At 64.1% G+C, this 24,637-nt stretch carries 28 protein-coding genes; 11 read left to right on the top strand and 17 right to left on the bottom strand.

What is annotated here, in order from left to right; genetic code table 11:
• Nucleotides 1-125: 125 nt before the first annotated feature.
• The 4 genes from QUV25_RS05445 to QUV25_RS05460 all read left to right on the top strand — a co-directional run bounded on the left by QUV25_RS05445 (nt 126) and on the right by QUV25_RS05460 (nt 2,809).
• Nucleotides 126-1,277 (top strand): response regulator, encoded by a 1,152-nt coding sequence (locus tag QUV25_RS05445; RefSeq protein WP_300862117.1) that lies wholly within the window; start codon nt 126-128, stop codon nt 1,275-1,277.
• Nucleotides 1,255-1,884 (top strand): response regulator transcription factor, encoded by a 630-nt coding sequence (locus tag QUV25_RS05450; protein WP_300862120.1) that lies wholly within the window; start codon nt 1,255-1,257, stop codon nt 1,882-1,884. The genes QUV25_RS05445 and QUV25_RS05450 overlap by 23 nt, the downstream gene beginning before the upstream one ends.
• A 98-nt stretch (nt 1,885-1,982) precedes the next feature.
• The gene (locus QUV25_RS05455; protein WP_300862123.1) at nt 1,983-2,366 is read left to right on the top strand and encodes a hypothetical protein; all 384 of its coding nucleotides are present in this window, start codon (nt 1,983-1,985) and stop codon (nt 2,364-2,366) included.
• Nucleotides 2,363-2,809, top strand: coding sequence for a hypothetical protein (locus QUV25_RS05460; protein WP_300862126.1), 447 nt, complete (start codon nt 2,363-2,365; stop codon nt 2,807-2,809). The genes QUV25_RS05455 and QUV25_RS05460 overlap by 4 nt, the downstream gene beginning before the upstream one ends.
• A gap of 18 nt (nt 2,810-2,827) precedes the next feature.
• On the opposite strand, the gene fliR is transcribed toward QUV25_RS05460, so the two are convergent.
• The 13 genes from fliR to fliF form a co-directional block, all read right to left on the bottom strand.
• Nucleotides 2,828-3,592 (bottom strand): flagellar biosynthetic protein FliR, encoded by a 765-nt coding sequence (gene fliR, locus QUV25_RS05465; RefSeq protein WP_300862129.1) that lies wholly within the window; start codon nt 3,590-3,592, stop codon nt 2,828-2,830.
• A gap of 147 nt (nt 3,593-3,739) precedes the next feature.
• Nucleotides 3,740-4,009 carry a flagellar biosynthesis protein FliQ gene (gene fliQ / locus QUV25_RS05470; protein ID WP_300862131.1) on the bottom strand — a complete coding sequence of 90 codons (270 nt, stop codon included), beginning with the start codon at nt 4,007-4,009 and terminating at the stop codon, nt 3,740-3,742.
• Between the two features lie 324 nt (nt 4,010-4,333).
• Nucleotides 4,334-5,131 carry a flagellar type III secretion system pore protein FliP gene (gene fliP / locus QUV25_RS05475; protein WP_300862134.1) on the bottom strand — a complete coding sequence of 266 codons (798 nt, stop codon included), beginning with the start codon at nt 5,129-5,131 and terminating at the stop codon, nt 4,334-4,336.
• Complete coding sequence (locus tag QUV25_RS05480) at nt 5,118-5,495, bottom strand: flagellar biosynthetic protein FliO (protein WP_300862137.1); 378 nt, start codon at nt 5,493-5,495, stop codon at nt 5,118-5,120. Before QUV25_RS05480 ends, fliP begins: the two co-directional genes overlap by 14 nt.
• A gap of 138 nt (nt 5,496-5,633) precedes the next feature.
• A complete protein-coding gene (fliN, locus tag QUV25_RS05485) occupies nt 5,634-6,062 on the bottom strand; it encodes a flagellar motor switch protein FliN (RefSeq protein WP_300862139.1) in 429 nt (142 codons plus the stop codon).
• Nucleotides 6,052-7,056, bottom strand: a complete 1,005-nt coding sequence (gene fliM / locus QUV25_RS05490) for a flagellar motor switch protein FliM (protein WP_300862141.1) — start codon at nt 7,054-7,056, stop codon at nt 6,052-6,054. Before fliM ends, fliN begins: the two co-directional genes overlap by 11 nt.
• A gap of 24 nt (nt 7,057-7,080) precedes the next feature.
• On the bottom strand, nt 7,081-7,653 hold the full coding sequence (locus QUV25_RS05495; RefSeq protein WP_300862144.1) for a flagellar basal body-associated FliL family protein: 573 nt from the start codon (nt 7,651-7,653) through the stop codon (nt 7,081-7,083).
• Between the two features lie 218 nt (nt 7,654-7,871).
• Nucleotides 7,872-9,299 (bottom strand): hypothetical protein, encoded by a 1,428-nt coding sequence (locus tag QUV25_RS05500; RefSeq protein ID WP_300862147.1) that lies wholly within the window; start codon nt 9,297-9,299, stop codon nt 7,872-7,874.
• Nucleotides 9,296-9,775 carry a flagellar export protein FliJ gene (gene fliJ / locus QUV25_RS05505; RefSeq protein ID WP_300862150.1) on the bottom strand — a complete coding sequence of 160 codons (480 nt, stop codon included), beginning with the start codon at nt 9,773-9,775 and terminating at the stop codon, nt 9,296-9,298. The genes QUV25_RS05500 and fliJ overlap by 4 nt, the downstream gene beginning before the upstream one ends.
• Nucleotides 9,772-11,211: a flagellar protein export ATPase FliI gene (gene fliI / locus QUV25_RS05510; RefSeq protein WP_300863053.1), complete on the bottom strand. Its 1,440-nt coding sequence runs from the start codon at nt 11,209-11,211 to the stop codon at nt 9,772-9,774. The genes fliJ and fliI overlap by 4 nt, the downstream gene beginning before the upstream one ends.
• Nucleotides 11,212-11,236: 25 nt before the next feature.
• Nucleotides 11,237-11,953 (bottom strand): FliH/SctL family protein, encoded by a 717-nt coding sequence (locus tag QUV25_RS05515; protein ID WP_300862152.1) that lies wholly within the window; start codon nt 11,951-11,953, stop codon nt 11,237-11,239.
• Nucleotides 11,937-12,932 (bottom strand): flagellar motor switch protein FliG, encoded by a 996-nt coding sequence (gene fliG / locus QUV25_RS05520; RefSeq protein WP_300862154.1) that lies wholly within the window; start codon nt 12,930-12,932, stop codon nt 11,937-11,939. The genes QUV25_RS05515 and fliG overlap by 17 nt, the downstream gene beginning before the upstream one ends.
• An 87-nt stretch (nt 12,933-13,019) precedes the next feature.
• Entirely contained in the window at nt 13,020-14,690 is a 1,671-nt protein-coding gene (gene fliF / locus QUV25_RS05525) for a flagellar basal-body MS-ring/collar protein FliF (protein ID WP_300862156.1), read from the bottom strand.
• Nucleotides 14,691-14,875: 185 nt separating this feature from the next.
• On the opposite strand from fliF, the gene fliE reads away from it, so the two are divergent.
• Complete coding sequence (gene fliE, locus QUV25_RS05530; RefSeq protein ID WP_300862158.1) at nt 14,876-15,190, top strand: flagellar hook-basal body complex protein FliE; 315 nt, start codon at nt 14,876-14,878, stop codon at nt 15,188-15,190.
• Nucleotides 15,191-15,344: 154 nt separating this feature from the next.
• On the opposite strand, the gene QUV25_RS05535 is transcribed toward fliE, so the two are convergent.
• From QUV25_RS05535 to QUV25_RS05550, 4 genes are all read right to left on the bottom strand, one after another.
• Entirely contained in the window at nt 15,345-15,647 is a 303-nt protein-coding gene (locus tag QUV25_RS05535) for a flagellar protein FliT (RefSeq protein ID WP_300862161.1), read from the bottom strand.
• Nucleotides 15,648-15,649: 2 nt separating this feature from the next.
• Nucleotides 15,650-16,084 (bottom strand): flagellar export chaperone FliS, encoded by a 435-nt coding sequence (gene fliS, locus QUV25_RS05540; RefSeq protein WP_300862163.1) that lies wholly within the window; start codon nt 16,082-16,084, stop codon nt 15,650-15,652.
• A gap of 249 nt (nt 16,085-16,333) precedes the next feature.
• Nucleotides 16,334-17,755, bottom strand: a complete 1,422-nt coding sequence (fliD, locus tag QUV25_RS05545; protein WP_300862166.1) for a flagellar filament capping protein FliD — start codon at nt 17,753-17,755, stop codon at nt 16,334-16,336.
• A 241-nt stretch (nt 17,756-17,996) separates the two neighbouring features.
• On the bottom strand, nt 17,997-18,839 hold the full coding sequence (locus QUV25_RS05550; protein ID WP_300862168.1) for a flagellin: 843 nt from the start codon (nt 18,837-18,839) through the stop codon (nt 17,997-17,999).
• A gap of 961 nt (nt 18,840-19,800) precedes the next feature.
• Between QUV25_RS05550 and flhD the strand changes: the two genes are divergently transcribed.
• The 6 genes from flhD to QUV25_RS05580 all read left to right on the top strand — a co-directional run bounded on the left by flhD (nt 19,801) and on the right by QUV25_RS05580 (nt 24,331).
• Nucleotides 19,801-20,139, top strand: a complete 339-nt coding sequence (gene flhD, locus QUV25_RS05555; protein WP_300862169.1) for a flagellar transcriptional regulator FlhD — start codon at nt 19,801-19,803, stop codon at nt 20,137-20,139.
• A 116-nt stretch (nt 20,140-20,255) separates the two neighbouring features.
• The gene (gene flhC / locus QUV25_RS05560; protein ID WP_300862172.1) at nt 20,256-20,795 is read left to right on the top strand and encodes a flagellar transcriptional regulator FlhC; all 540 of its coding nucleotides are present in this window, start codon (nt 20,256-20,258) and stop codon (nt 20,793-20,795) included.
• 221 nt (nt 20,796-21,016) lie between these two features.
• On the top strand, nt 21,017-21,877 hold the full coding sequence (motA, locus tag QUV25_RS05565) for a flagellar motor stator protein MotA (RefSeq protein WP_300862175.1): 861 nt from the start codon (nt 21,017-21,019) through the stop codon (nt 21,875-21,877).
• Between the two features lie 360 nt (nt 21,878-22,237).
• Complete coding sequence (motB, locus tag QUV25_RS05570) at nt 22,238-23,266, top strand: flagellar motor protein MotB (RefSeq protein WP_300862178.1); 1,029 nt, start codon at nt 22,238-22,240, stop codon at nt 23,264-23,266.
• A gap of 48 nt (nt 23,267-23,314) precedes the next feature.
• Nucleotides 23,315-23,701: a chemotaxis response regulator CheY gene (cheY, locus tag QUV25_RS05575; RefSeq protein ID WP_300862180.1), complete on the top strand. Its 387-nt coding sequence runs from the start codon at nt 23,315-23,317 to the stop codon at nt 23,699-23,701.
• 12 nt (nt 23,702-23,713) lie between these two features.
• The gene (locus QUV25_RS05580; protein ID WP_300862183.1) at nt 23,714-24,331 is read left to right on the top strand and encodes a protein phosphatase CheZ; all 618 of its coding nucleotides are present in this window, start codon (nt 23,714-23,716) and stop codon (nt 24,329-24,331) included.
• Nucleotides 24,332-24,637: the final 306 nt, after the last annotated feature.

Below are 24,637 nucleotides of genomic sequence, written 5' to 3' on the forward strand. Positions count from 1 at the left end.
CAGTACAATTTTCTGCAGCTGCAGACTTCCTTATCGGCCGATTACCGGGCAAATGCAGCACCATTTCGCCCCTTGATCTCCCCGATCCCAGCCCCGTCGCCCCTGACCGACCCGACCGATGCCCCATGAGCGCGACGCCTGAACCCTCCCCACCCAGACCTTTGGTGCGCATCCTGCATCTGGAGGACTCCCGGGTGGACCATGCGCTGGTCAAGTTCGCGCTGCAGCGAAGCCAGATGGCTTGCGAGCTGACGCTGGTGGACACCATGGAAGACTTCGAAATCCAGCTCGGCTCCAACGCCTACGACGTGGTGCTGGCCGATTACCACCTGCCGGGTTTCACAGGTCTGGACGCGTGGGAAATCGCGCGCAAGCTGCGGCCTGATCTGCCTTTTGTGGTGCTGTCGGGGGCCATCGGCGAAGCCGCGGCGGTCGACGCCATGCACCGGGGTGTGAGCGACTACCTGCTCAAGGACAACATGCACCGCCTGGCGCACGTGATCGAGCGCGCGCTGGAGGTCAGCGAGACGCGCCGCGCCAAGGTACATGCCGACGCCGAGCTGGCCGACTCGCGCCAGCGCCTGGCCGAGCTGGCCGAGCACCTGCAGACCGGTATCGAGCAGGAGCGGGCCGACATCGCGCGCGAAATCCACGACGATATTGGCGGTGCGCTGGCCGCCGTCAAGCTCGATCTGGCCTGGGTTGGCCGACACGCACAGGATGAAGAGCTGCAGCGCCATGTTGTCTCGGCGATGGAGATGCTGCAGCACGCGTTGGGCGCGAGCCAGCGCATCATGCTGAATCTGCGTCCACCCATCCTCGACCAGGGCCTGGTGGCGGCGGTTCAGTGGCTGGCTTCCAGCTTTGAGCGCCGCACCGGTACGCCCGTGGTGGTGCGCCGTTCGTCCGAGGTGATCGAGGTCTCGCGCGAGCTGCAGCTGGTGGCTTACCGCACGGCCCAGGAAGCGCTCACCAATGTATCCAAGCATGCCCATGCCACTGCGGTCGACATCGACCTGAGCGATCGCGAGGGCGTGCTCACGCTGGAGGTCAACGACAATGGCCAGGGCATGAGTGCACAGGCCTTGCGCAAGGCCAAGTCCTTTGGCCTGCTCGGACTCAGGGAGCGCGCAGCCAAGGTCGACGGCTGGCTCGACATCAGCACCTCACCGCGGGGTACCTCGGTGATCCTGTCGGTGCCGCTGCATACCGTGAGCCACCCGGCGCACGACGACGTGAATGAGGAACAACAGCATGATCAAGGTGGTTTTGTGTGACGACCATGCGGTGGTGCGCCGCGGCATCCGCGACACCATCTCGGAGGCGGTCGACATCCAGGTGGTAGGCGAGGCGGGCAGCTACCCCGAGCTGCGCGAGCAGCTTCGAAAGACGCCGTGCGACGTGCTGGTGCTGGACCTCAACATGCCTGGGCGCGGCGGGCTGGAGGTGCTGGCCACGCTGAGGGAGGAGGGCTCTGCGGTCAAGGCGCTGGTCGTGTCGATGTACCCGGAAGACCAGTACGCCATCCGTTGTCTGCGCGCCGGCGCGCGCGGCTACCTCAACAAGGCGGGTGAGCCGGCCGAGATGATCGAAGCGATTCGCACGGTGCAGCAAGGGCGCAAATACGTCACGCCCGAGGTGGCCCAGATGCTGGTCGACAACCTGAGCGCGCCCGAGAACGAAGAACTGCACGCCAGCCTGTCCGAGCGCGAGATGCAGACGCTGCAGAAGATCGCCTCGGGCAAGAAGCTCTCGGAGATCGCGGAAGAGCTGATGCTCAGCCCCAAGACGGTGAGCGTCTACCGTGCCCGCGTGCTGGACAAGCTGCACCTGGCCAACAACGCCGAACTCACGGTCTACGCGATCCGCAACAACCTGGTTTGAAGGCACAGCCCTGGCGGCGAGCGTTGGCCACGCCCACCGGATGGAGGTGCTCACCGTCTTGCACTGGGGTGCTGGTTTTTCACCCGCGATTCGATCTCATGCTGCTTCGCTACAGCCTCGTTCTTGCCGCCACGCTGGCGGTTCTCGGCCCCGCCCACGCCAGCGGCAAAGGCTGCCTGCCCGAAGGCAGCTTCACCATGATGGGGCAGAAAACCCTGATCAAGAACTGCATGTCAAACAACGGGGTGCCGCAGGTGAAATTCGTGGAAGGTTGCAGAGGTCTGTCCGAGTTCACGGTCCAGTTCGGCGACCAGCCCGCCAAGATCGCCGACCTGGCGGCCTGCCCCACCGGGGCCTGGGGCGTGTGCGAAAAACTCTTCGGCGCACCCATGAGCAGCCTCTGCCACCTTCGGGACGCGTCAGCGCTCAAGGACACCGAGGCCAGTTGCCAATCAGGCGACGGCACCTGGAGAAAGGGATGAGCACTGCGGCGACATGGTCGCGCCGCGCCTGGCTGGCGAGTGCGCCGCTTTGGCTGCTGGCCTGTGGAAAGCCCGACGATCCGCAAGCCGTGCTGGAGGCGGCGGTGCAGCGGCTGCAGGCCGCGCTCGAAGGCAAGGAGGTGGATGACGTGTTGGCCATGCTGGACTTGCGATTTCGCGCGCAGGACGAGCTCGATGCCGAGTGGGCGCGCAAGACGATGGCGCTGGTGTTCCTGCGTTTCAACCAGGTGCGCGTGATCGCGGTCAACGCCCAGTCCCGCATAGATGAAGGCAGTGGCGGGCGGGTCGGTCGCACCACCGCGCAGGTGCTGGTGACTGGGGCTCAGGGACTGATCCCAGAGCGCGCCGAACCTTACTCGCTGGAGCTGGTCTGGTGGCGTGAGGGCGACGACTGGAAGCTTCGAGATCTGCGCTGGCAGTGACGGACCGGATCGGCGCAGTCAGCCGGTGAAGAGGCTGGTGGCCAGCCGCAGCAGCGAGACCACCGGCCGGTCCAGCATGGGCAAGGTCGCGGCGATGCCGATCAGGCCGGCCGTGAGCGTGAGCGGAAAGCCGATGGCGAAGGCATTCATCTGCGGCGCGATGCGCGACACAAAGCCCAGCACGATGTTGATGAACAGCAGCATGCCGATCATGGGCAGGGCGATCCACAGTCCGTAGTGAAACACCACCGCTCCCAGTTCGTGCAGGCGAAGCCGGTTGATCGAATCGAAGGCGCTGCCGTCGAGCGGAAAGGTATTGAAGCTGGCGATCACCGCCTGCAGCAGCATCAGGTGCCCGCCCAGGATGACGAACAGCAGCATGGTCATGTTGCCGAAGAACCGTCCTACGGTGCTGGTCTGGGCGTTGGTGGACGGGTCAAAAAAACCGGCGAAGTTCAGGCCCATCTGCAGACCGATCACCTCACCGGCGAGCTCGACCGACGCAAACACGATGCGTACCGCCAACCCGATCGCCACGCCGATCACCACCTGCTGCAGCACCACCGAAAACGCACGCGGGTCGGTCAGCGCGATCACCGGCTGATCGGCCAGACCGGCCTGGGCGCAGACCGCGATCAGAAACGCCAGCGCCACGCGCGTGCGCACCGGTACCGAGCGTGCCGAGAAGATGGGCGCGCTGGAGAACACCGCCAGAATGCGCAGAAATGGCCAGAATACCGGCGAGACCAGCGCCATCACGTCGGCTTCGGTGAAGGTCGGCATGGGTTCAGCCAGCGCTTGCTTGGGCTTCGACCCCGTTAGAGCGGTACGAAGGCCACTCGATCCCAGAACGCCGCAGAACCGGCTTGGCCGGGCTGCCAGCGTGGCCCCCTGGGGGGTGACGCCGAAGGCGGCGCGGGGGAGGCGTGCTCATACAGCAAAACTCGGAATGGCCAGGATCGTGCTGCGGATGAACTCGACCATGGTGGTCAGCATCCACGGCCCCGCAATGGCGAACACCGCGATCGCCGCCACGAGTTTGGGTACGAACGACAGCGTGGCTTCGTGGATCTGGGTGATGGCCTGGAACAGGCTCACCAGCAGACCCACACCCAGCACCGTCGCCAGCACCGGCGCGGCGATCATGAGCAGCATGTAGAGCGCGTTTTGGCCTAGGGTGAGCGCGGCTTGTGGTTCCATCTCAGCGATCCCGACTGAAGGTGAAATGCGCCACGCAGCGGTGGAGCATGGGTGTAGGGCGAGAAGGGCCAGCCGCCGGGCCGCCCCAAGGCAGGCCCAGCCCCCTCGGGGGGCTGAGGGCCGCGGCTCCGAGCCTGCCTGCGCAGGCTCGGACAGCCCGAAGAGGCACGGCCTGCGGCCGTGACGCGCCCTGCAAGGGGCGACCCGCGCAACGTCTGAGCGTGGGGGTGAGGCAAGAAGGGCCAGCCGCCGGGCCGCCCCAAGGCAGGCCCAGCCCCCTTGGGGGGCAGCGACCCGCGCAGCGGTGGAGCGTGGGGGCCTCAGTCACACCGCAAAGCTGGCTGCGAGTGAGCCCAGCAGGATGTTCCAGCCATCGGCCAGCACGAACAGCATGAGCTTGAACGGCAGGGCCACCAGCACCGGCGAGAGCATCATCATGCCCAGCGACATCAGCACGCTGGCGACCACCATGTCGATCACCAGGAAAGGAATGAAGATCATGAAACCGATCTGGAACGCGGTCTTGAGCTCGCTGGTGACGAAAGCGGGCACGATGACGCGAAACGGCGCGGTCTCAGCCGTGACCTCATTCGGGAGCTTGGCCAGCCGAGCGAACAGCTCGAAGTCCGACTGGCGGGTCTGCTTGAGCATGAAGGCGCGCATCGGTGCCTGGCCGTTTTCCAGTGCCTGCTCGAAGCTGATCTGGTTGGCGGTGTAGGGTGCATAGGCATCCTGGTAGACCTTGTCCAGCGTGGGACCCATCACGAACAGGGTGAGGAACAGCGACAGGCCGACGATCACCTGGTTCGGGGGCGCCGACTGGGTGCCCAGCGCCTGGCGCATCAGCGAGAGCACGATGACGATGCGGGTGAAGCCCGTCATGAGCAACAACACAGCCGGCAGGAACGACAGCGCGGTGAAGAACAGCAGGGTCTGGATCGGCACCGAGTAGCTGTTGCTGCCCGCGCCCTGGCCGATCACCAGCGGCAGCGAGGCGCCGCCAGTGGCCGGTGGAAGGGCAGGGCCGGTCTGGGCCAGCGCCGCGCCTGCGACCAGGCTCAGCAGCAGGCCGATGACGACAGTGCCGGCGCGAGGCAGGGCGGACGGTTCAGCGCGGTGCATGAGGGCCTTGTGGCTTGAGTTGTGCGATCTGTGCAAGGCGCGCGGCAAAGCCGCCGGCTTGCAAAGGTGCAGTGGCGCCCGGTGGCGGCCCCGCCATGTCGGAAGCAGGCAGAGGCAGGCTGTGCAAGGCGGTGATGCCGCCCGGTGCGACGCCCAGCACCAGACACAGGCTGTTGTCGCCTTCTCCCACCTGCACCGTGACCACGCGCTGCTGCGGTCCGAGCGACAGGCTGTTCATCACCTGCAGCCGCGGTCCGCCCTGGCTGGCGGCGCCAGGCAGGTGCCGCCGGTAGCGCTGCAGCATCCAGGCGACGCCGATCATCACGACCAGCAACACCACAGCAGGCAAAGCGTTTTGGAACATAAAGTTGAAGGAAAAACAACCGATAAAAAGAAGACCGATGCGGCGCGAGGTAGATCAGACTCAGGGCGCAGCGGGGACTGGCTTTGCCAGGCCGCCAGCGCCGCCCCCTGGGGGGTGACGGCGAAGCCGGCGCGGGGGTCAGCCTCTCGATACCCGCCGCATGCGTTCCGATGGCGTGACGATGTCGGTCAGGCGGATGCCGAACTTCTCGTTCACCACCACCACCTCGCCCTGCGCGATCAGGTAACCGTTGATCAGCACGTCCATAGGTTCGCCGGCGAGCGCATCGAGCTCGACCACCGAGCCTTGAGCCAGTTGCAGAATGTGTTTGATGGGCACCTTGGTTCGACCCAGCTCCACCGAGAGCTGCACCGGAATATCCAGCACCATCTGGATGTCCTGGACGGAACCGCTGCCAGCAGAGGAGCTCTTGACGGGCGCGTTGGCGGTTTCGAAATCGGGTGCGCTGTCGTTGGCATCCTCCTCACGGGCAGAGCTTGCTTGCTCCTCCAGGGCTTGTGCCCAGTCGTCCGTGACGGCGTCTTGGTTGTTGGTTTCAGCTTCCATAGGAGTCTCCCAGCCAGTTCAATTCAGGTCCGCGAAGCTTGCGCTCGATGCGCAAGGCGTATTTGCCTTTGTGGGTACCGTATTGGCATTCGAACAACGGAACCCCCTCTACCTTCGCCTGCACGCTTGAGGCACGATCAAGCTCCAGAAAGTCGCCCACCTGCATGGCCAACAGCTGCTCCACGGTGGCGTCCGTCCTGGCGAGCTCAGCCACCAACGACAGCTCTGCGGCCTGGATTTCGTGGCTGAGCAGCCGCACCCAGCGGCGGTCCACTTCCATGGCGTCCCCTTGAGCGGTCGAATACAGGACGTCTCGAATCGGCTCCAGGGTGGCGTAGGGAATGCAGATGTGAAGCGAGCCAGTGATGTCTCCGATTTCAAGTGTGAAGCTGGTGGTCACCACGATCTCGCTGGGGGTGGCGATGGTGGCGAACTGGGGTTGCATCTCGGAGCGCTGGTAGGCCAGCTCCAGGGGATAGATGCCTAGCCAAGCCTTCTTGTAGTCTTCGGAGACCACGTCGATCAGTCGGCCGATCACTCGCAACTCGGTCGGCGAAAAGTCTCGTCCTTCGATACGGGTGTGAAACTTGCCGCTTCCGCCATACAGGCTGTCGATCACGCCAAACAGCAAGGTCGGTTCGCAAACCACCAGACCGTTGCCGCGCAGTGGTCGAACCGCCATGATGTTGAAGTTGGTGGGCACCACCAGCTCGCGAAGGAACGCGCTGTACTTCTGCACCTTGATTGCGCCCACCGATATTTCGGGGCTGCGTCTGATGAGGTTGAAGAGGCCCAGTCGAAGATTTCGCGAGAAACGCTCGTTGACGATCTCCATCGTCGGCATGCGTCCGCGGACGATTCGCTCCTGCTGAGACAGGCTGTACGGACGGATCCCATCGGTAGGGGCGGCCTCCTGCTCAAGCTTCTGGCTCTCGCCCGTGACGCCTTCCAGAAGGGCATCGACCTCTTCCTGGGACAGAATCGATTCAGCCATGGTGACGCTCGCGTCTACGGTTGATCATTGAACAATGAAGCTGGAGAACAGCACGCCTTGCACCGGGTTGGGTGGGGCACCACGGCGCTTTTTCTTGCCACCTTCAGGCTGTTCATTGGGTTCGTCGAGCTCGTAGCCCATCAATGCGGAGACGCGCGCGATGATGTCGTAGGAGAGTTTTTCCTTGCCGCTGATCTGCAGCATTTCATCGGCGGTGCGCTGCGAGATCAGCTTGAGCACGTCGCTGCGGATGGTGGGCATGTAGGTCTTGAGTTCGTCGCTGGTCTTGGAGTCCTGCACCTGCAGCGTGATGCCCAGCTGCACAAAGCGGTTGCCACCCGGATCGGCCAGGTTGACCACCATGTTGTCCATGGGCAGAAACATCGGAGGCGTGCGGGGTGCGCTGCGGCTCTGCTCGACTGCGTGACCTTCGTCTTCTTCGTCGAGCTGAGCGGTGTTTTTCTTGAGCAGGAAGTAGGCTCCGCCTGCGCCCGCCAGTGCCAGCACCACCACGCCGATCAGGATGAACAGCAGCTTTTTGCTCTTGGGCTTGGCCGGGGTGTCGGCGGGGGCGGTGGCGGCTGCGGCAGCGGACATGGAACTCTCCAGTAATCGACCCGGTGGACGGGGAAGTTGGGCGGTGCGAAACGGGTCGCTTGACGAGAATTATTGGTGGCCAGGCCTGTGGTCGTTCGGTCGATAAGGCGGGGAAACACCGCTCATTCCCAAGCCTGCATGCACCAGCGAACCGGGCAGGCAACGGCCTCGCCCCAGGCCACCAAGGACCGGCGCATGAGGTGAGGCGCAAGCGCCCGTCAAGCGAATACGTCGAGCGGCCGACTGCCGTCGGCGCGCGGCCGGCTCGTCAATGCCGCCGCGGGCTCCGTGGACTCGGCTACCCGGGCCTCGCGCTTGGGGTTGCGGTGTTGCGCGTCGGCATCTGATCCCTGGCCGCTGCCGGAGGTCAGGCCTTGCCCACCCACCGACACGCCACCGAGCTGCATGCCACTGCGCTCCAGCAGCTCGCTCAGGGCAGGTTCAGCGCTTTGCTGAATGCCCTGGCGGGCTTCGACGCTGTCGGTCCGGAAATCGACCCGCACCTCCTGCCCGCTGATGGACAGTTGCACGTCAATTGCCTCCGTGCTGCCTTCTCCCACGCGAAGCGTGGCATGGCGCAACTGGTGCGCACCCAGGTGGCCCGGGGTTTCGAGCTCGGCTTCGGGATGGCCAGACAAATGGTCTGCCCTGGCTTCGCCCTCGGTGCGCAAGCTGCTCTCGCTGGTTGTGGAGCCCACCTGGGTGGCCTCCAGGGCCAAGGGTGCGAGCTGGTCTCGCGGTGCGGGTTGCTCGCCTGTGGCGCGGCGCAGTTCGGACGCACCGGCACCTGCAGGCGCGAGCGAAGGTGTTTCCGGGTTGGTCGTGCGCCAGGCCGTGCTTGCCAGTCGGCTGTCGAGTGCCACGGTGCTGCGCGGCGTGGCAGGCAGCGCGTGCGGTTGCAGCCGCGCCATGTCGTGGCTGGCTGCGTCTCGGGCCTGCAGCGCAGCGGTGACCGAGTAGCCGGACTTGCGACCCTTGTTGAGGACCGCGCTGAGCGGGGCGTCGGCGGCTGTCTGCCCGGCCAGCAAGGTGGCGCGGGCGCTCGCCTGAGCGTGATTCGCGGCTTGCGTCTGACTGCTGGCCGTCAGGTTGGCCGCAGTCTGAATGTGACCGCCGTCTGCTGTGCCCCCGGTAGGGGTGGCCGTGGCAGCCACCGGCATGCCGCGGGTCAGCAAGGCGGTGGCCTGGGTGCCGTTCTGCTCATCTGGCGAGACCGGTGTCAGGCCCAGCCCGCTGAGGTCGATGCCAGCGGTGGGGCGCTGACCGTATCCGATGCCCAGTGCGTTGGGCGAGAGCATCGAGCGAGCGGTGCTTGTTGCTCCTGGATCTCCGCGGGTGCGGCCAAGTGCCTCGGCCTGCCCACTCAGGTCGCCAAGACCCGAGGGATAGGCCCAGTTCAAGAGATTGCTGAGCGGGTTGCTCAAGTCCTCATCGGCATCACCCTGCGTGGCTCCTGTCAGGCTGCTGTCGTGCGCCAGTGGATCGGCTGCCAGCGCTCCACCCTGGCGGGTATCGCCCAACAGGGCCAGCAGGCTGGCAAAAATGTCGGTGCCGGCCTGGGCTGCGGCCTTGCGCTGCCCCGCAGGACCCTGCACCGCGGTGGACGTTTGCGTGGCGGTGGACGCTGGGGCGGGGGAGGTGCTCATGGTTGGCTGCCTTTGTTCATGCTGGCGGCATGCGCCAGGCTCTGGCGCATGTGGATGGCCAGGGCCATCTCGTCGGTCTGCTTCTGTTCCTGGCGCTGCGCCGTTTGCAGCAAGGCCTGCAGTTTGCGATCGGTGTATTTGCGCAGGCCAGCGACATCGCGCTCGGCCACCACGACCTGCTGGCGTGCCTGGTCGATCTGGGCCTGGCGCTGCCCGATCACGCCGCGCTGGAACTCCATCGCATGATCGATCTTGGCCATGAACTGGCGGTGGTGATGAAGCAGGCTGGCGTCGATGCCGGTGCTGCCGCGCGCGGCCCAGCGCTGCTCTGCTTCGCCGGCGTAGGCCTGAAGCTGGCTCATCTGGTCCTGGGCCATCTGCATCTCGCGCTGCAGCTGAGCCAGGTGGGACAGCGCCTCGTCGCGGCGCTTGGCTGCCAGTTCCACCACTTTGTTCAGAGTCTGGATCGCGGTCATCCGTGTTCGCCTTCAGGTTGAAAATAGGTGTGGTTCATGCCCGCACGCGGCTTGGCGTCGCGACCGGCGGAGTCTTCGTGCAGAGCGCAGGCAAGGCCCCGCAAGCTTTCCGGCAGGCTGGCGGCTTCGCGCATGTCCTGCATGAGAAAGCGCTGCAGCTCGGGGTACAGCACGATGGCCCGGTCGGTTTCAGGGTCGCTGCCCGCCGCGTAGGCGCCGAGCTGGATCAGGTCGCGGCTCTTCATGTAGCGCGAATACAGGTTGCGGAACTTGCGCGCGAGCTCCAGGTGCTGCGGGCTGGCCACGTTGTGCATGACGCGCGAGGCCGAGGCCTCGACGTCGATGGCGGGATAGTGACCTGATTCGGCCAGGGAGCGAGAGAGCACGATGTGGCCGTCCAGGATGGCGCGTGCCGCGTCGGCGATCGGGTCCTGCTGGTCGTCGCCCTCGGACAGCACGGTGTAGAAGGCGGTGATGGAGCCCACGCCATTCAGACCGTTGCCGCTTCGCTCGACCAGCTGCGGCAGCTTGGCAAAGCACGATGGTGGGTAACCCTTGGTCGCGGGCGGCTCGCCGATGGCCAGCGCGATTTCGCGTTGTGCCATGGCGTAGCGGGTGAGCGAGTCCATCAGCAGCAGCACGTGCAGGCCGTCGTCGCGGAAGCGCTCGGCAATGGCCGTGGCGTAGCTGGCTCCCTGCATTCGCACCAGGGGCGGCGCGTCGGCCGGCGCGGCCACCACCACCGAACGCTGGCGCCCGTCTTCCCCCAGGATGTCTTCAATGAATTCCTTCACCTCGCGCCCGCGCTCGCCTATCAGGCCGACCACGATCACGTCGGCGCGGGTGTAGCGCGCCATCATGCCGAGCAGCACGCTTTTGCCCACGCCGGAGCCGGCGAACAGGCCGATGCGCTGGCCGCGCCCGACGGTGAGCAGGGCGTTGATGGCGCGCACGCCGGTATCCAGCGGCTCACGGACCGGATCTCGGTCCATGGCGTTGAGCGGCGCGCGGTCCAGCGCCTCCACGTCGACCTGGGTGATGGGGCCGAGGTGGTCCATGGGCTGACCGTGCGGATCCACCACGCGCCCCAGCAGGCCACCGCCCAACGGCAGGCGCAACACACCGCGGTCGTTGGGCGAGGGGGGGCGGTTCACCTGACCGATGCGTGGCACGGTTCGGTAGGGTGCCAGCGGCGTCACGCTCGCCCCGCTGGACAGGCCGTGGGTGTCCCCAGCGGGCATGAGGTAGGCGCGGTCGTTGGAGAAGCCAACCACTTCGGCCAGCACCGGCGGCTTGCCGCCGTTGGCGATCAGGCATTGAGAGCCGACCGGCACGCGCAGACCCACCGCCTCCAGCACCAGGCCGGCCAGGCGGGTCAGGGTGCCGCGAACTTCCAGCGGGTTGGGCGCATCGGCGCAGGCCCTGGCGTCGGCCATGAAGCGTGCCCAGTGGTCCTTGGCATCAGACATTGTTGTCCTCTGTTGCCCAATCCACGCTCAGGCCCAGGTTGCCGACCGCGCGGGCCCAGCGCTTCTCCACCGTGGCATCGACCGCCATGCTGGCCGACTGCACGATGCAGCCGCCGGGTGTGAGCGAGGTGTCGGCCACAAACTCCGGCGCGTTCTCACCCAGTGTTTCCAGCAGCGCGTCTTTCATGAGGGCAAGGTCTTCGGGGTGCATGCGCACGGTGGTCGGCAGCCCGTCGTCCACGATCATCTCCAGCGCTTCACCGATCACAGTGCGCAACTGGCGTGTGTTGACCTGCAACTCCTGGCGCACCACCTGGCGAGCGATGTCGCAGGCCAGCTCCAGCAGCTGGCGGGAAATCTTCTGCTCGCTGGCGAGCAGTTGGTCGGCCATGCCGTGGAACAGTTCGCCCATGCGAACCGCGTGTTCTTGTGTGGCCTTGTGCAGCGCTGCTTCCATCGCTTCGCTGACCTCCTGGATGCCGGCGTCCCGCCCTTGGGCGTAGCCCTCGGTGAAGGCGAGTTCCCGGGCCGTCTGCAGCAGCGCTTCGTCGGTCGCGCTCGCTGGCGAGCGATCCGCTTGCGGCGCGAGCGGTGCGAGGTTGCTGTCCATGGACGAGAAGGTCCAGCTCGCCACCGCGTCGATTTCCTCGCGCGGAATGAAGCGCGAGTAAGGATTGACTTTGGGCGCTGACTTAGACGAAGCTGTCATCGCCGCCTCCACCCAGGACGATCTGACCTTCGTCTGACAGACGGCGCACAATCTTCAGAATTTCCTTTTGCTGGTTCTCTACTTCGGACAGTCGGACAGGGCCTCGCGATTCCAGATCGTCCTTGAGCCCCTCGGCGGCCCGACTGGACATGTTCGAGAGGATCAGATCGCGCAGCTCGCTCGTGGCGCCCTTCAGCGAAATGGCCAGCATGTCCGAACTCACTTCCTTCAGCACCATCTGGACCGACTTTCCGTCGAGCTTCGTGAGGTCCTCGAAGGTGAACATCTTGTCGGTGATCTTCTGGGCCAGATCACCATCGTGTTCCCGAATGGATTCGATCACGCTGGACTCAAGCTGCGTCCCCAGCAGGTTGATGATCTCTGCCGCGGTCTTGACACCGCCCAGAGAAGCCTTGCGCACCTTGTCACCACCTGCAAGCACCTTGAACAGCTCCTCGTTGAGATCCTTGAGTGCGGTTGGTTGAATGCCTTCCAGGGTTGCGATGCGAAGCATGACTTCGTTTCGCGTTCTGGCACTCAGGTTTTTGAGGATCCCGGCCACCTGCTCAAAGTCGAGGTGCACCAGAATCGTGGCCATGATCTGAGGATGCTCGTTGCGAAGCAGTTCGGCCACCGAAAGGGCGTCCATCCACTTGAGACTTTCGATGCCGGTGACATCGCCGCCTTGCAGGATGCGGTCGATCAGAAGACCCGCCTTGTCATCGCCCAGGGCGCGCTTGAGAACCGCGCGCACATAGTTGTCGGTATCCGAAACGAGCAGGCTTTGTGATGCTGCTTCGCTGGTAAACCGCTTGATCACGCTATCGGCGCGATCTTTCGAGACCGATCTTGTTCGGGCAATCGCCTCTCCAAGGCGCTGAACCTCCTTCGGTGAGAGATGCTTGAATACTTCAGCCGCTTCCTCTTCTCCCAACGACATGAGAAAGATGGCTGCGTCCTGAATCCCGGTGTCTTCCATTGCAGATCCTGGTGGTGCGTTTGAGCGGACTTAAGGCCTGTTCACGCTGATTTTTCTGAGCGCGAACGGGGTGCAAAAGGTGCGCATCTAGACGGGTACTTCGCCATTGACCCAGCCTTTGACGATGTTGGCCACCGCCATCGGGTTTTCCTTGGCCAGTCGTTTGGCGTCTTCCAGACGGAGCACCTCGGGCTCGACCTGACCCGCGGGCATCGGCAGGCCTGGTCGTTCGGGCGTCTCGTTTAGAACCGCGTTGAGTTGAGGCGGTGCGGCCACCACCGTTGTGTTTTGCGTGGTCATGAGCTTGAATGCTGGCCGCACAAGCCCGAGAAGGACCAGCAGACCCACGGCGACCAGGCCCAACGGCCAGGCCAGACTGCGCGCCAGTTCCTGGTTTTCGGCCTGCATCCACCAGACGGCAGGCTCCACCTCGGTGCTCTGGTTGACGTTGAACGCCGCGTTGACCACGTTCACCGAGTCGCCGCGATCCTGGCTGAAGCCGATGGTCTCGCGCACCAGGGCCGTCATCTGTGCGAGTTGCTCGGGAGGAATGGGCTCGGTGACGGTCTTGCCCGACCGGTCGGTGCTGCTGCGGTGGTTGATGACGACCGCGGCGCTCAGGCGGCGCACGGTGCCGCTGGCCTCGCGCACCACCTTTACCGTCTTGTCCACCTCATAGTTGATGACCGATTCGCGGCGCGTGGCGCCCGCGTTGCTGCCGTTGGCGGCCACACCCAGTGGCGCGGCTGCGCCGTTGATGGGGGCGGTGCCGGTGGCGGGCGGCTGGTTGGTGGTGGCACCGGGCACGCCAGCAGGCTGGGCACTCGGGGCGCTGCCGTCTTCGACGATCTGCTGGCTGCGCACCGCGCTGCTGTCTGGCGTCTGGTTGGGGCGGTGCTGCTCGGAGGTGGATTCGACCAGCGAGAAGTCCACATCGGCATTGACCTGGGCCTTCACGTTGCCCACACCGACCAGAGGTTCGAGCATGTCAAGGATGCGGCGTGTGTAGTTCTGTTCGAGCTGCTGCGTGTACTGCAGCTTTTGCGTGTCAGCACCCTGTGCCTGGCCGTCGGGCGAGGCCGAGAGCAGCGAGCCCGCGTCATCGACCACACTGACCGCCTTCGGGTTCATTTCCGGCACGCTGGAGGCCACCAGGTGCACGATGCCGGCCACCTGGGCCTTGTCCAGCGTGCGCCCGGGGTGCAACGACAGCATGATGGAGGCCGAGGGCTTTTGCTGTTCGCGAAAGAAACCGTTCTGGTTGGGCAGCGCGAGGTGCACACGCGCGGCCTGCACCGAGGAGAGCGACTGGATGGTTCGGGTGAGTTCGCCCTCAAGGCCGCGCTGGAAGGTGAGGCGCTCCTGGAACTGGGTCATGCCGAAGCGGTTGTTCTCCATCAGTTCGAAGCCATTGACGGTGCCTTTGGGCAGGCCTTGCGAGGCCAGGCGCAGTCGGGTGTCGTGCACCTTGTCGGCCGGCACCATGATGGCCTGGCCACCGTCGGCATGCTGGTACGGGATGTTCATCTGCGAGAGCTGGGCCACCACCGCGCCACCGTCCTTGTCGCTGAGGTTGGCGTACAGCACGCGCCAGTCGGGCTGCTGGCCCATGAAGAACAAGGCCAGGCCGACCGCCAGCAGACCCAGTGCACCCAGGCCGAACTTGAGTTTCTGGCCCGCGCTCAGCCGGGCTAGGCCAGCACCCAGAGCGTTCTGGCTGACGGGCTGAAGCGAAATTTCGGCGACGTTGGAGCTCATGGGGCGCAGGCTTGATGGGGTTCGGTCTGGAACGGGTGAAATCCACCCGAGTTCCAACGATTATTCGAGCCCACCCCCCTGGCCATAGGGCAGATAAGGCGGTGCTTTGACCGCTTATTCCCCCATCCCCTTGGCGCGTCAGTGCCTAGCATCAATGCCAGTCCCTTTTGTGCAAGGAATCGACCATGGACCTTCGAATCAACCCCCTGTCCAGCCAGGCGCTCAGCGGCCTGGGTGGTGTCGCCGGCAAACGCCCTGGCGCTGCTGGCGGCGTGGACGGTGGCTTCTCCGAGAACTTCAAGAGTGCCTTGAAATCGGTCAGCCAGGCGCAGAACGAGGCGTCTCGGCTGCAGACCCAGGTGCAACTGGGTAACCCCAAGGTCAGCCTGGAGGAGACCATGCTCGCGATGCAGAAGTCCCAGATCGGCTTCCAGGCCACGCTGCATGTTCGCAACCGCATGGTTCAGGCCTACACCGACATCATGAACATGAGCGTCTGAGGCCGGTTTTCGCACCGTCCCCCTCGGGTTGCGGCCAAAAAGGCCATGCGAGGTGCGGCGAAGCCTTGCCGGGGGCATACCCCGGCGGCATTTCGCACCTTGTGCGTGGCCTTCTCGATCCGCAACGCATCTTGGAACACCGTGTGAACGGGACTTAGTGCATGGATGCTGGCGAGCTGTTGCGCAGCAGCAGATCGATGTCGTTCAGCCAGGGCTCGGCCAGCACGCGGATCTCGGCGTCGGTGCGCAGGATGCGCTGCATGATGCGCACCTTCTCGACGCGCTCGTCGGCCGTCAGCTTTCGGCTGCGCGCTTTGTCGCGCAGTTGCTCGATCAGCACGGCGCAGGTGCTTTCCATGCGCACCACCTGATCCCAGTTTTCGGTCAGTGCGGCTTCCAGCATCTTCTGGCTCGCGCATTCGATCGCTTTGTAGTAGTCCAGCAAGCTGTGCTCCATGATCAGACTCCCGAGGCCGTGACAGGCTGCAGGTAGGCCGGGCCAGGGCCTTTGATGAGTTTCCATGACTGTGCTACCGGCTCGATGAGCTGCACCACCTCTTCCAGCGCGCGCTCGTCGTTGCGCAGATTGGCCTGGGTCAGGCGCAGGATGCTGTAGTCGTAGAGGGCTTGCAGGTTGTTCGCGAGGTCGCCACCTTCGCGCACATTCAGACCGGCCTTGAGCCCTTCTTCCAGGATGCGAACCGCTTTGCCCAGGGCCATGCCCTTGGCGGCGGTGTCGTGGCGCAGGAGTGCGCCGCGGGCCTCGGCGATCGAACGCAGCAGCGCGTCGAACAGCAGCCCCACGAGCTGGTGCGGGTCAGCGCCTTGTACGCTGGTTTCCACAGCGACCCGCTGGTAAACGGCTGCGGCACGGGATTGCACGGAAGTGAACATGGTGTCAGGTCCTTGTGTCAGATACCTTTCTGTATCGGCACGCAGGTGCGGGACTGTAGTGTGCGTAAGGGTCATTTCAGGGGCCTTGACAGCTCAGTTCGGACTCAAGTTAATTCGCTTGTGGTTAGGCTTTTCGGGGCAGCGACTGGCCAGCCGACGGATTGCGCCAAAGCAAACGGCCGGACCATGGGATCGGATGCCGGAGACAGCACCGAAACACCTGTTTGGTTGCGGACGGAGCGTGGCGACTCAGGCACTGCTCTTGTTCCACAGCGTGATCTGCTGCGAAACAAAGGCACTCAGTCCGTTGAGCTGGCCGACCCGCGCGTCCATGGCGTTGTATTGCTGCAGCAAGCGCGTCTCGACCCGGGCGGCGCGGTCGTTGACCCGTTCTTGTTCTCTGCCATTGCGGTCGATGGATTTCTGGATGCTCGCGCTCTTGGTGCTGACCAGTCCGTCGGCAGCCAGCAAGCCGTCAGCGAAGCGCTTGACCTTGAACCCAAAGCCTTCGGTGCTGGCGTCGCCCGTGGTGGCATTGAACAGGCCTCTGAGTCCGTCCAGGTTGGACAGCGCTTCGTCCATTTTCGAGGCCTGAATGGACAGCTGTCCACCGGTCTTGAGCTCGATGCCGACATCGACCAGGCGCTCGAAGGGCGTGCTGGTGGTGACTGAGCGCATCATGCCGCGCAAGGCATTCTGCAGACCGATGGCGGTGGCGTCACCCTGCAGTGCGCCAGCGCGTTTGCTGCCTTCGTCGTAGCGGGTGGCACTGGCCAGGGTGGCACTCAGGGTGTTGTAGCTGTCGACGAACGCCTGCACGTTGGCCTTGATGGCCTCCAGGTCGCTGCTGACGTCGATTTCCACCGGCAGCGTGGTTTCCTGCAGCAGCTGGATGGTCATGCCCGGCAACGTGTTGGTGAGCCGGTTGCTGGTGCTGTTGATCGGCACGTTGTTCACCGTGGCCAGGGCGTTCTGACCGCTCTGGGACAGGGTCTGCCCCGCCGGGTTGGCGGCGTCGAAGGCCACGCGGGAGAGTCCACTACCGTCGCCGTTGTTGCCGTCGTCGTCGGTCACCGAGATGCGAAACCCATTGGTCTCGCCCGTGTCGCGCGAGCGCATGAGCAGCCGTTCACCGCTGGCGTCGCGCAGCACGGTGGCGGTCACGCCCGCACCCGCCTGGTTGATTCTGCTGGCGATTTCGCTCAAGGTGTCTTCGCCAGGGTTGATGGTCACGTTCACGGCTGCGGCACTGCCCGGTGTGAAGCTGGTGCCGGCCCACTGGCCGATTTCAATGGTCATGCTGCCGCTGCCCACGGCCGCGCCGGTGGCCACCGCGGCGGATGCGGTGGACTGAGCCCTTGCGAGCTGCGACACCTGCATGGTGAAGGAGGTCGCTGGCGCACCCTCGGCCGCTGTGACACCGATGGCTCCCGCGTTGGACGATGTGGCGGTGACCGCATTCCAGCCAGCGCCGGTCGAGAGCTTGGCCGCGGCTGCGCCGAAGGCCTCCACCTGTGACTTGATGGTGCCGTAGGTGGACAGCTTGGTCTGGAAGGAAGTGGCCTGCGTCTGCAGTTGCCTCAGCGGCGCTTTTTCCAGCGCGACCAGCTGGGTGACGATGCTTTGCACGTCGAGGCCGCTGCCGATGCCCGGCGATGAAATGGTGGCCATGGCCGCTCCTAACGGTGGTTGGTGTTCCAGGCACCAGGCGCCTGGTCACCATGAGACCCGCGCGACGCTCGATGACGGCCTCGGCGCTGCAGCGCCCTGGCGGAGTGCCAGGATTCGCAGACCACACGCGAGGGCATGCGGTCTGCGAACCCTGCCCTCGACGGTGGTGCCGGGCAGGTGAGTGCCAGGGCTCCACCGGCGTCTGCACCGGATGGTGCGGACGCTTGGGCAGTGGGGTCGATCAACGCAGCAGGGACAGCACGCCCTGGGGCAGCTGGTTGGCCTGGGCGATCATCGCGGTACCGGCCTGCTGCAGGATCTGGCCGCGCGAGAGGTTCGAGGTTTCCGCAGCGAAATCGGCATCCATGATGCGGCCACGCGAAGCGGCCTGGTTTTCCGATGCCACCTGCAGGTTGGCGATCACCGACTCGAATCGGTTCTGAGCAGCACCGAAGCCTGAGCGGGCGGTGGTGACGGCATCGATCGCGGTGTCAATGTTGTCCATGGCGGTGCGCGCGCCGGTGGCGGTCGTGCCCAGCGTGGCAGAGGCACCTTGGGTGTTGCTGCCCATGGCACTGGCGATACCCGTTGTGGCGATGCTGATCTGGTTGTCCGCATCGCTGTTGGCGCCCACCTGGAAGTTGAAGGTGCCACTGGCGCCACCCGAACCCGTCAGCAGCTTCTGGCCGTTGAACTCGGTGCTGGTGATGACGCGTGCGTTTTCAGCGGCAAGTGCCTGGTACTCGGTATCCAGTGCTGTGCGGTCGCTGGTGCCGTTGGTGTCGTTGGCTGCCTGCACAGCCAGCTCGCGCATGCGCTGCAGGTTGTCACCGATCTTGCCCAGGGCGCCTTCAGCGGTCTGCGCCAGTGAGATGCCGTCGTTGGCGTTGCGGATCGCCACGTTCATGCCCTTGACCTGGGCGTTCATGCGCTCGGCAATCGCCAGGCCAGCGGCATCGTCCTTGGCGCTGTTCACGCGCAGGCCAGAGGAAAGGCGCTGCATCGAAGTGGCCAGCGATCCTTGCGAGGTCGAGAGGTTGCGCTGTGCATTCAGCGACATCACGTTGGTGTTGATGGTATTCATGACTAACTCCTAAAAAAGTGGAACAAAATAATCCGGCATTGCTGCCAATCTCAACGCCAGCCAGCTGGCTGGCCGCCATGACCGGAGCGTCTGGCGGCTTGCCGGTTTGGGCCCTGGGACCGCTCACCGCCTCGCCGCTTTCACTTGCCGGACGACGAACCTTTTTAGAAGTCCGTTGAGTTCAATTTCGGTGGCCCCGTCCTATTCTTTAGCGCCGTGTTGTAACGGATTGATCAGAAAAGCTGGGTTTGTCAAGCCCTTTTCTCTTCTTCCTGCACGTGAGCGGTCAGGCGGTCTGTCCTGCTTGAGTGCTGCCAGCAGCCTGCCTGCCTGTGCGCTCAGAACCGCTGGGTTGACTGGGTTCGCTGCGTACCTCACTGGGCTTGCAGTGGCACCGGACCATCAGGTGGTGCACTCAGTAGCGGAGGGCCGCCGTGTGTCTGGTGCCTGCTCACGCTGACCCGCGTGCCAACCTGTTGCTGCTCTTCGTGTGCACCCTGAGGTTGCAGGCTCGGCTGCGCGAAGCCTCAGGTTTGCCAGGTCTATCGGTGGTGTTGAGTGGTCTCTGTAGCGATTCGATGAGCAGGATGCATCGCGGAAGTGACTTCCTTGTGCGCTGTTCCGCAAACAGCTTGCCTTTGAAGCAGCGTCTTCGCCCCCTTGCTGCGTTGCCAACCCTCGCGGCAGCACAGGCGATCGCTGCGAATGGAGCCTGGCCCTGGGCTCGAATTCATCGGTTTCCTTTCGTGTGATCACTGCCCAGACAGAGCGCAGGAGGTGAGGTCGAAATGAGAACCAAGGTTGTAGGAACTTGCCTGACAAAAACACATGTCAACGCTGACAGCTCAAACAGGCGTTCGCCGATTCAAGTTTTTGGTGAGGTCGACACAATTGCTCACAACAGGTCAGCAAACGTAAGCACACCGCTCACCGCCCCGACCTCACCATCAAGGAGCACACCATGGACAGCGAACAACTCTTGGCCGAAATCCGCGAAGCCAACCTGACCTACCTCATGCTGGCGCAGAACATGATCCGCAAGGACCGCGCAGAAGCGATCTTTCGCCTCGGCGTGAGTGAAGAGGCCGCTGACCTGCTGGGCATGCTGTCCACCGCGCAGCTGTTGAAGATCGCATCGACCAACATGCTGCTGTGCCGCTTCCGCGTCGACGACGACCTGGTGTGGAACCTGCTGACCAGCCACAACGTGAAGAAGGTCGACAACGCCACCACCACCCAGCTGCACGCCAGCATCCTGATGGCTGGGCGTTATACCGAGACGATGACCGTCACTCATTGATCACCCCCGCGCCGCCTGCGGCGTCACCCCTCAAGGGGGCCACACCAGTCGCCCGGCAAAGCCGGTTCGGCGGTGTGCGCTGGGTTCAAGACATCTCAATCCTAGGAGCGCCCGTCATGGCCACTCAGAAAAGCATTCTCAACGAGTCGCGCGACATCGAGCGCGCCATCTCCCTGATCAACCTGGGTGCGCGCCTGCAGGTGCTGGAATATGAAACCAGCCTGTCGTACGAGCGTTTGTTGCGTCTGTACAAGGAAGTGGCGGGCAAGAGCCCTTCCAAAGGTCAGCTGCCGTTTTCCACCGACTGGTTCCTGACCTGGCAGCCCAACATCCATGCCTCGCTGTTCCTGAACATCCATGAGTACCTCTCCAAGACCAGTGAGCTGGAAGAGATCGACACCGTGATCAAGGCGTTCCGGCTCTACACCGAGCAGATTCAGGCCAGCGCGCTGGAGCCGTTGCTGTCGGTGACGCGCGCCTGGCGCCTGGTGAAGTTTGTAGACAACGGCATGCTCACGCTCACCCAGTGTTCATGCTGCGGTGGACACTTCGTCACCGAGCCTTATGAAAATTCGCGCCAGTTCGTGTGTGGCATGTGTGAGCCACCGGCGCGCGCCGGCAAGGGCAGCGCATCGGGTGGCCTGCGCCTGCATTGACTGAGCCAGTTGTGCCGTGGTGATGGCGCATTCACGGCGCCGGTCACCTGCCAGACCAAAGCCGGTCGGCGCCCGATCTCAAGCTTGGAAAAGGACCCTCTCGCGGGTCCTTTTCGCGTTCATGGGCTGCTTCATCCGGTTCTAAAGTTGGCCGATAGACAAAGAAAGTTCGCGAGCCTCACGTTGAGGGCTTGGGCCATTCTCCTTTCAAGGTCATCAGCATGTTTGTCATCATCGGTTGGGTCGTTGCCCTTGTTTGCGTGTTCGGTGTGTTCATCGCGCACGGCGGCAACATGGCCCCGATTCTGAAGGCGCTGCCCTGGGAAATGGGCATGATCGGCGGCGCCACGCTGGGCGCCTTTCTGGTCAACAACCAGATGACCGTGATCAAGGGCACGCTGGCTGGTGTGGGCAGTTGCTTCAAGGGCAGCCGCTACACCAAGGCCCGTTACATGGAGCTTCTGGCCTTGCAGTTCGACATCCTTCAAAAGGCGCGCAAGGAAGGCCTGATGGCGATCGAGCAGGACGTGGAAAACCCCGAGCAGTCCGCCATCTTCAAGAAGTACCCCACCGTGGGTAGCGACCACCACGTGGTCGAGTTCATCACCGACTACCTGCGCATGATGGTGTCGGGCAACCTCAACGCGCACGAAATCGAATCGCTGATGGATGCGGAGATCGAAACGCACCACCAGGAAGCGCACGCGCCGGTCTCCGCCATCCAGCGGGTGGCGGGTGGACTGCCTGCGTTCGGTATCGTCGCCGCGGTGCTGGGGGTGATCAAGACCATGGGCTCGGTCGGACAACCGCCTGCCGTGCTGGGCGCCATGATCGGCTCGGCACTCGTGGGCACCTTCCTCGGGATTTTTCTTGCCTATGCCTTTGCCGAACCCCTGGCGGGATTGCTGGAGCAGAAGGTGGAAGAGGGCGCCAAAGAGCTGTTGTGCATCAAGACCACGTTGCTGGCCAGCATGCAGGGCTACGCGCCCAGCACAGCCATCGAGTTTGGCCGCAAGGTGCTGTTCTCTGGCGTGCGCCCGAGCTTTGCCGAGCTCGAAGGGCATGTGAAAGGCAAGAAATAGTGAGACACCCCCTGCGCCGCTTCGCGTCTTCCCCCTCTGATTCGCGAGGGGGACGCGCCCTTTGGCCTGGCAAAGCCAGTTCCACGGTGGATGAGGTGCTCCCCCCTGCGCCGCTTGGCGGCTTCCCCCCTCCGCTTCGCGAAGGGGAACACGCCCTGTGGCCCGGCGAAGCCGGTTCCACGGGTGTCCTGAGCCAATTCATCTCGTGCCGGAGGGTATGCAGCCGACTCGTCGCGTTGCGCGTCCGTTTCCGGCGTGAAGTCTCCAAGGCCAGGGCGCCGCGGAACCGGCTTTGCCGGGCCGCCACGCGCCGCCCCATTGGGGGGGTGACGCCGCAGACGGCGCGGGGGGGAACTCCAGATGGCCGATAAGAAGCTCCAGCCCATCATCATCAAGCGCGTCAAGAAGGGCGGTCATGCGGCTCACGGTGGTGCCTGGAAGATTGCCTACGCAGACTTCGTGACGGCCATGATGGCGTTTTTCCTGCTGATGTGGCTGCTGGGCTCGACCAGCGAAGGTGACAAAAAAGGCATCTCTGAATACTTCCAGTCGCCGTTGAAGGTGACGCTCATGGGCGGCAGTGGCAGCGGCAACAGCAACAGCATCCTGCCGGGTGGTGGACGTGACCTGAGCGAGGCCTCCGGGCAGGTGGACGGCGGTGACGCCGTGCGCGCGGCCAAGCTGATCGGTGCGCAGATGGCACGCTCCGAACGCGCGCGCCAGGAGGGCCTGCGCATCGAAGCCTTGCAGCGAAAGATCCAGGCGCTGATCGCGAGCAACCCGCAACTGGCTGAGTATGCGTCGCAGATTCAGCTGGAAACCAGTCCTGACGGGCTGCACATCCAGATCGTTGATGATCAGAACCGACCGATGTTTGATGCCGGCAGCGCACTGGTGAAGCCTTACATGCGCGACATCCTGCGCGCCATTGGCAGCGCGTTGGGCGATGTGGAGAATCGCATCGCGCTGGCGGGTCACACCGACGCCACACCCTACGGCAGCGGCTACCGCGGATACAGCAACTGGGAACTCTCGGCCGACCGGGCCAATGCTTCGCGCCGCGATCTGGTGGCCGGCGGTTTGCCGGACGACAAGCTGCTTCGTGTGGAGGGCCTGTCGTCCAGTCAGCTGCGCCTGCCCGACCAGCCGCGAGACCCTGCCAACCGGCGCATCAGCCTGGTTGTGCTCACGCGAGAGGCTGAGGAGCGGTTGCGTCCCCTGGGCACGCCAGCCCGTGAAGAGGCGCCGCCTGAGCCTTCCAGTTCGCCGCAGGGTGCCGCTGCGCCTGTCGCTGACGCACCGGTCGAACCTCGCCGCGGCACCGTCGAACTGCCCAGACTTCAGCTTGGCCAGGAAATGCCGAAAAGCTCCGCAGAGCCCGGGCGCTGATGTCACCGCCAACACTGTTCCTTTTCCTTCCGTTCACCGGAGACACCTATGGCCGCACCTATGAAATTTCTGATCGTTGACGATTTCTCCACCATGCGCCGCATCGTGCGCAACCTGCTCAAGGAAATTGGTCATGCCGATGCCGATGAAGCGGAGGACGGCGTGGCCGCACTGGCCAAACTGCGCAATGGCAACTTCAGCTTTGTTGTCAGCGACATCAACATGCCCAACATGAACGGCTTCGAGCTGTTGACCGAAATCAAGAAGGACGAAAAGCTCAAGCACCTGCCGGTGCTCATGGTGACTGCCGAAGCGCGCAAGGAAGACATCGTGATGGCCGCCCAGGGTGGCGCAGCCGGCTATATCGTCAAGCCCTTCACCAAGGCAACCTTGGAAGAAAAACTGGCCAACATCTTCAAAAAACTCGGCCTTTGATCGGACCTTGAAATGACCAGCTCCACAACCTCGTCCGATGCGCCAGCCAGCGCCGATATGTTCAACAAGCTCGGCAGCATCACTCGCCAGCTGCACACCGCACTCAACGAACTGGGCTACACCCCGAAGCTCCAAGGCGCTGTTGAAGAGCTGCCCGATGCGCGCAGCCGCCTTCAATACATTGCCCGTCTGACGGGTGAAGCTGCAGAAAAGGTGCTCAACCTGGTGGATGAGGCCAAGGCCGAACAGTCCGACATGACGCGCCAGGCCAGGGAGCTTGACGCCACCCTGGGCCGAATTCCGGGGCTTTCTGCTGCCATGCCCGAGCTGCGCCAGGCCGCTCAGGCGATGGTCGAGGCGGGTGAGCGCAACGACGCTCGCCTGACGGAGATCATGCTGGCGCAGGACTTCCACGACCTCACGGGCCAAGTGGTGGCACGGGTGGTCCAGGTGGCGGCCACGATCGAGGAGCAGTTGTTGGCTCTGTTGCTGGAGTCGGCACCTGCAGGCAAGCCGGGGCAGGACCATTTGCTGGTGCCTCAGGGGCCTGTGGTCAATCCAGAGGGGCGCACCGATGTGGTGACGAGCCAGGCTCAGGTGGACGATTTGCTGGCGAGTCTCGGATTCTGAGCCTATCAACGCGGCAGTCGGGGCACGTGATGAGCAGCCTGTCCCTGCGACTTCTGGTTCAAGACAGGGAGCAACGAGGTTGGCGCTGAACAAGTCCCTCCGGGTATGGGCCACCCGGTTCAGGGCGCTCTGCACTGTGAAAGGCCTTGTTGGGCAGCCCGGCTCGGCTGCGTTCTGCGCCTTGCTGTCCATCCAGGCGCCCGCATCAGCCGGGGCTTGTTGGGCGTTGCCTCAGGCCTGAGGCTGGCCGTCTCGGGAAATAGCGCGTTCAAACCCCGGCTTATCGCCCTTTAGTTTTCCGACCTC

The sequence above is a fragment of the Hydrogenophaga sp. genome (assembly GCF_030373245.1).
Taxonomy (GTDB): domain Bacteria; phylum Pseudomonadota; class Gammaproteobacteria; order Burkholderiales; family Burkholderiaceae_C; genus Hydrogenophaga.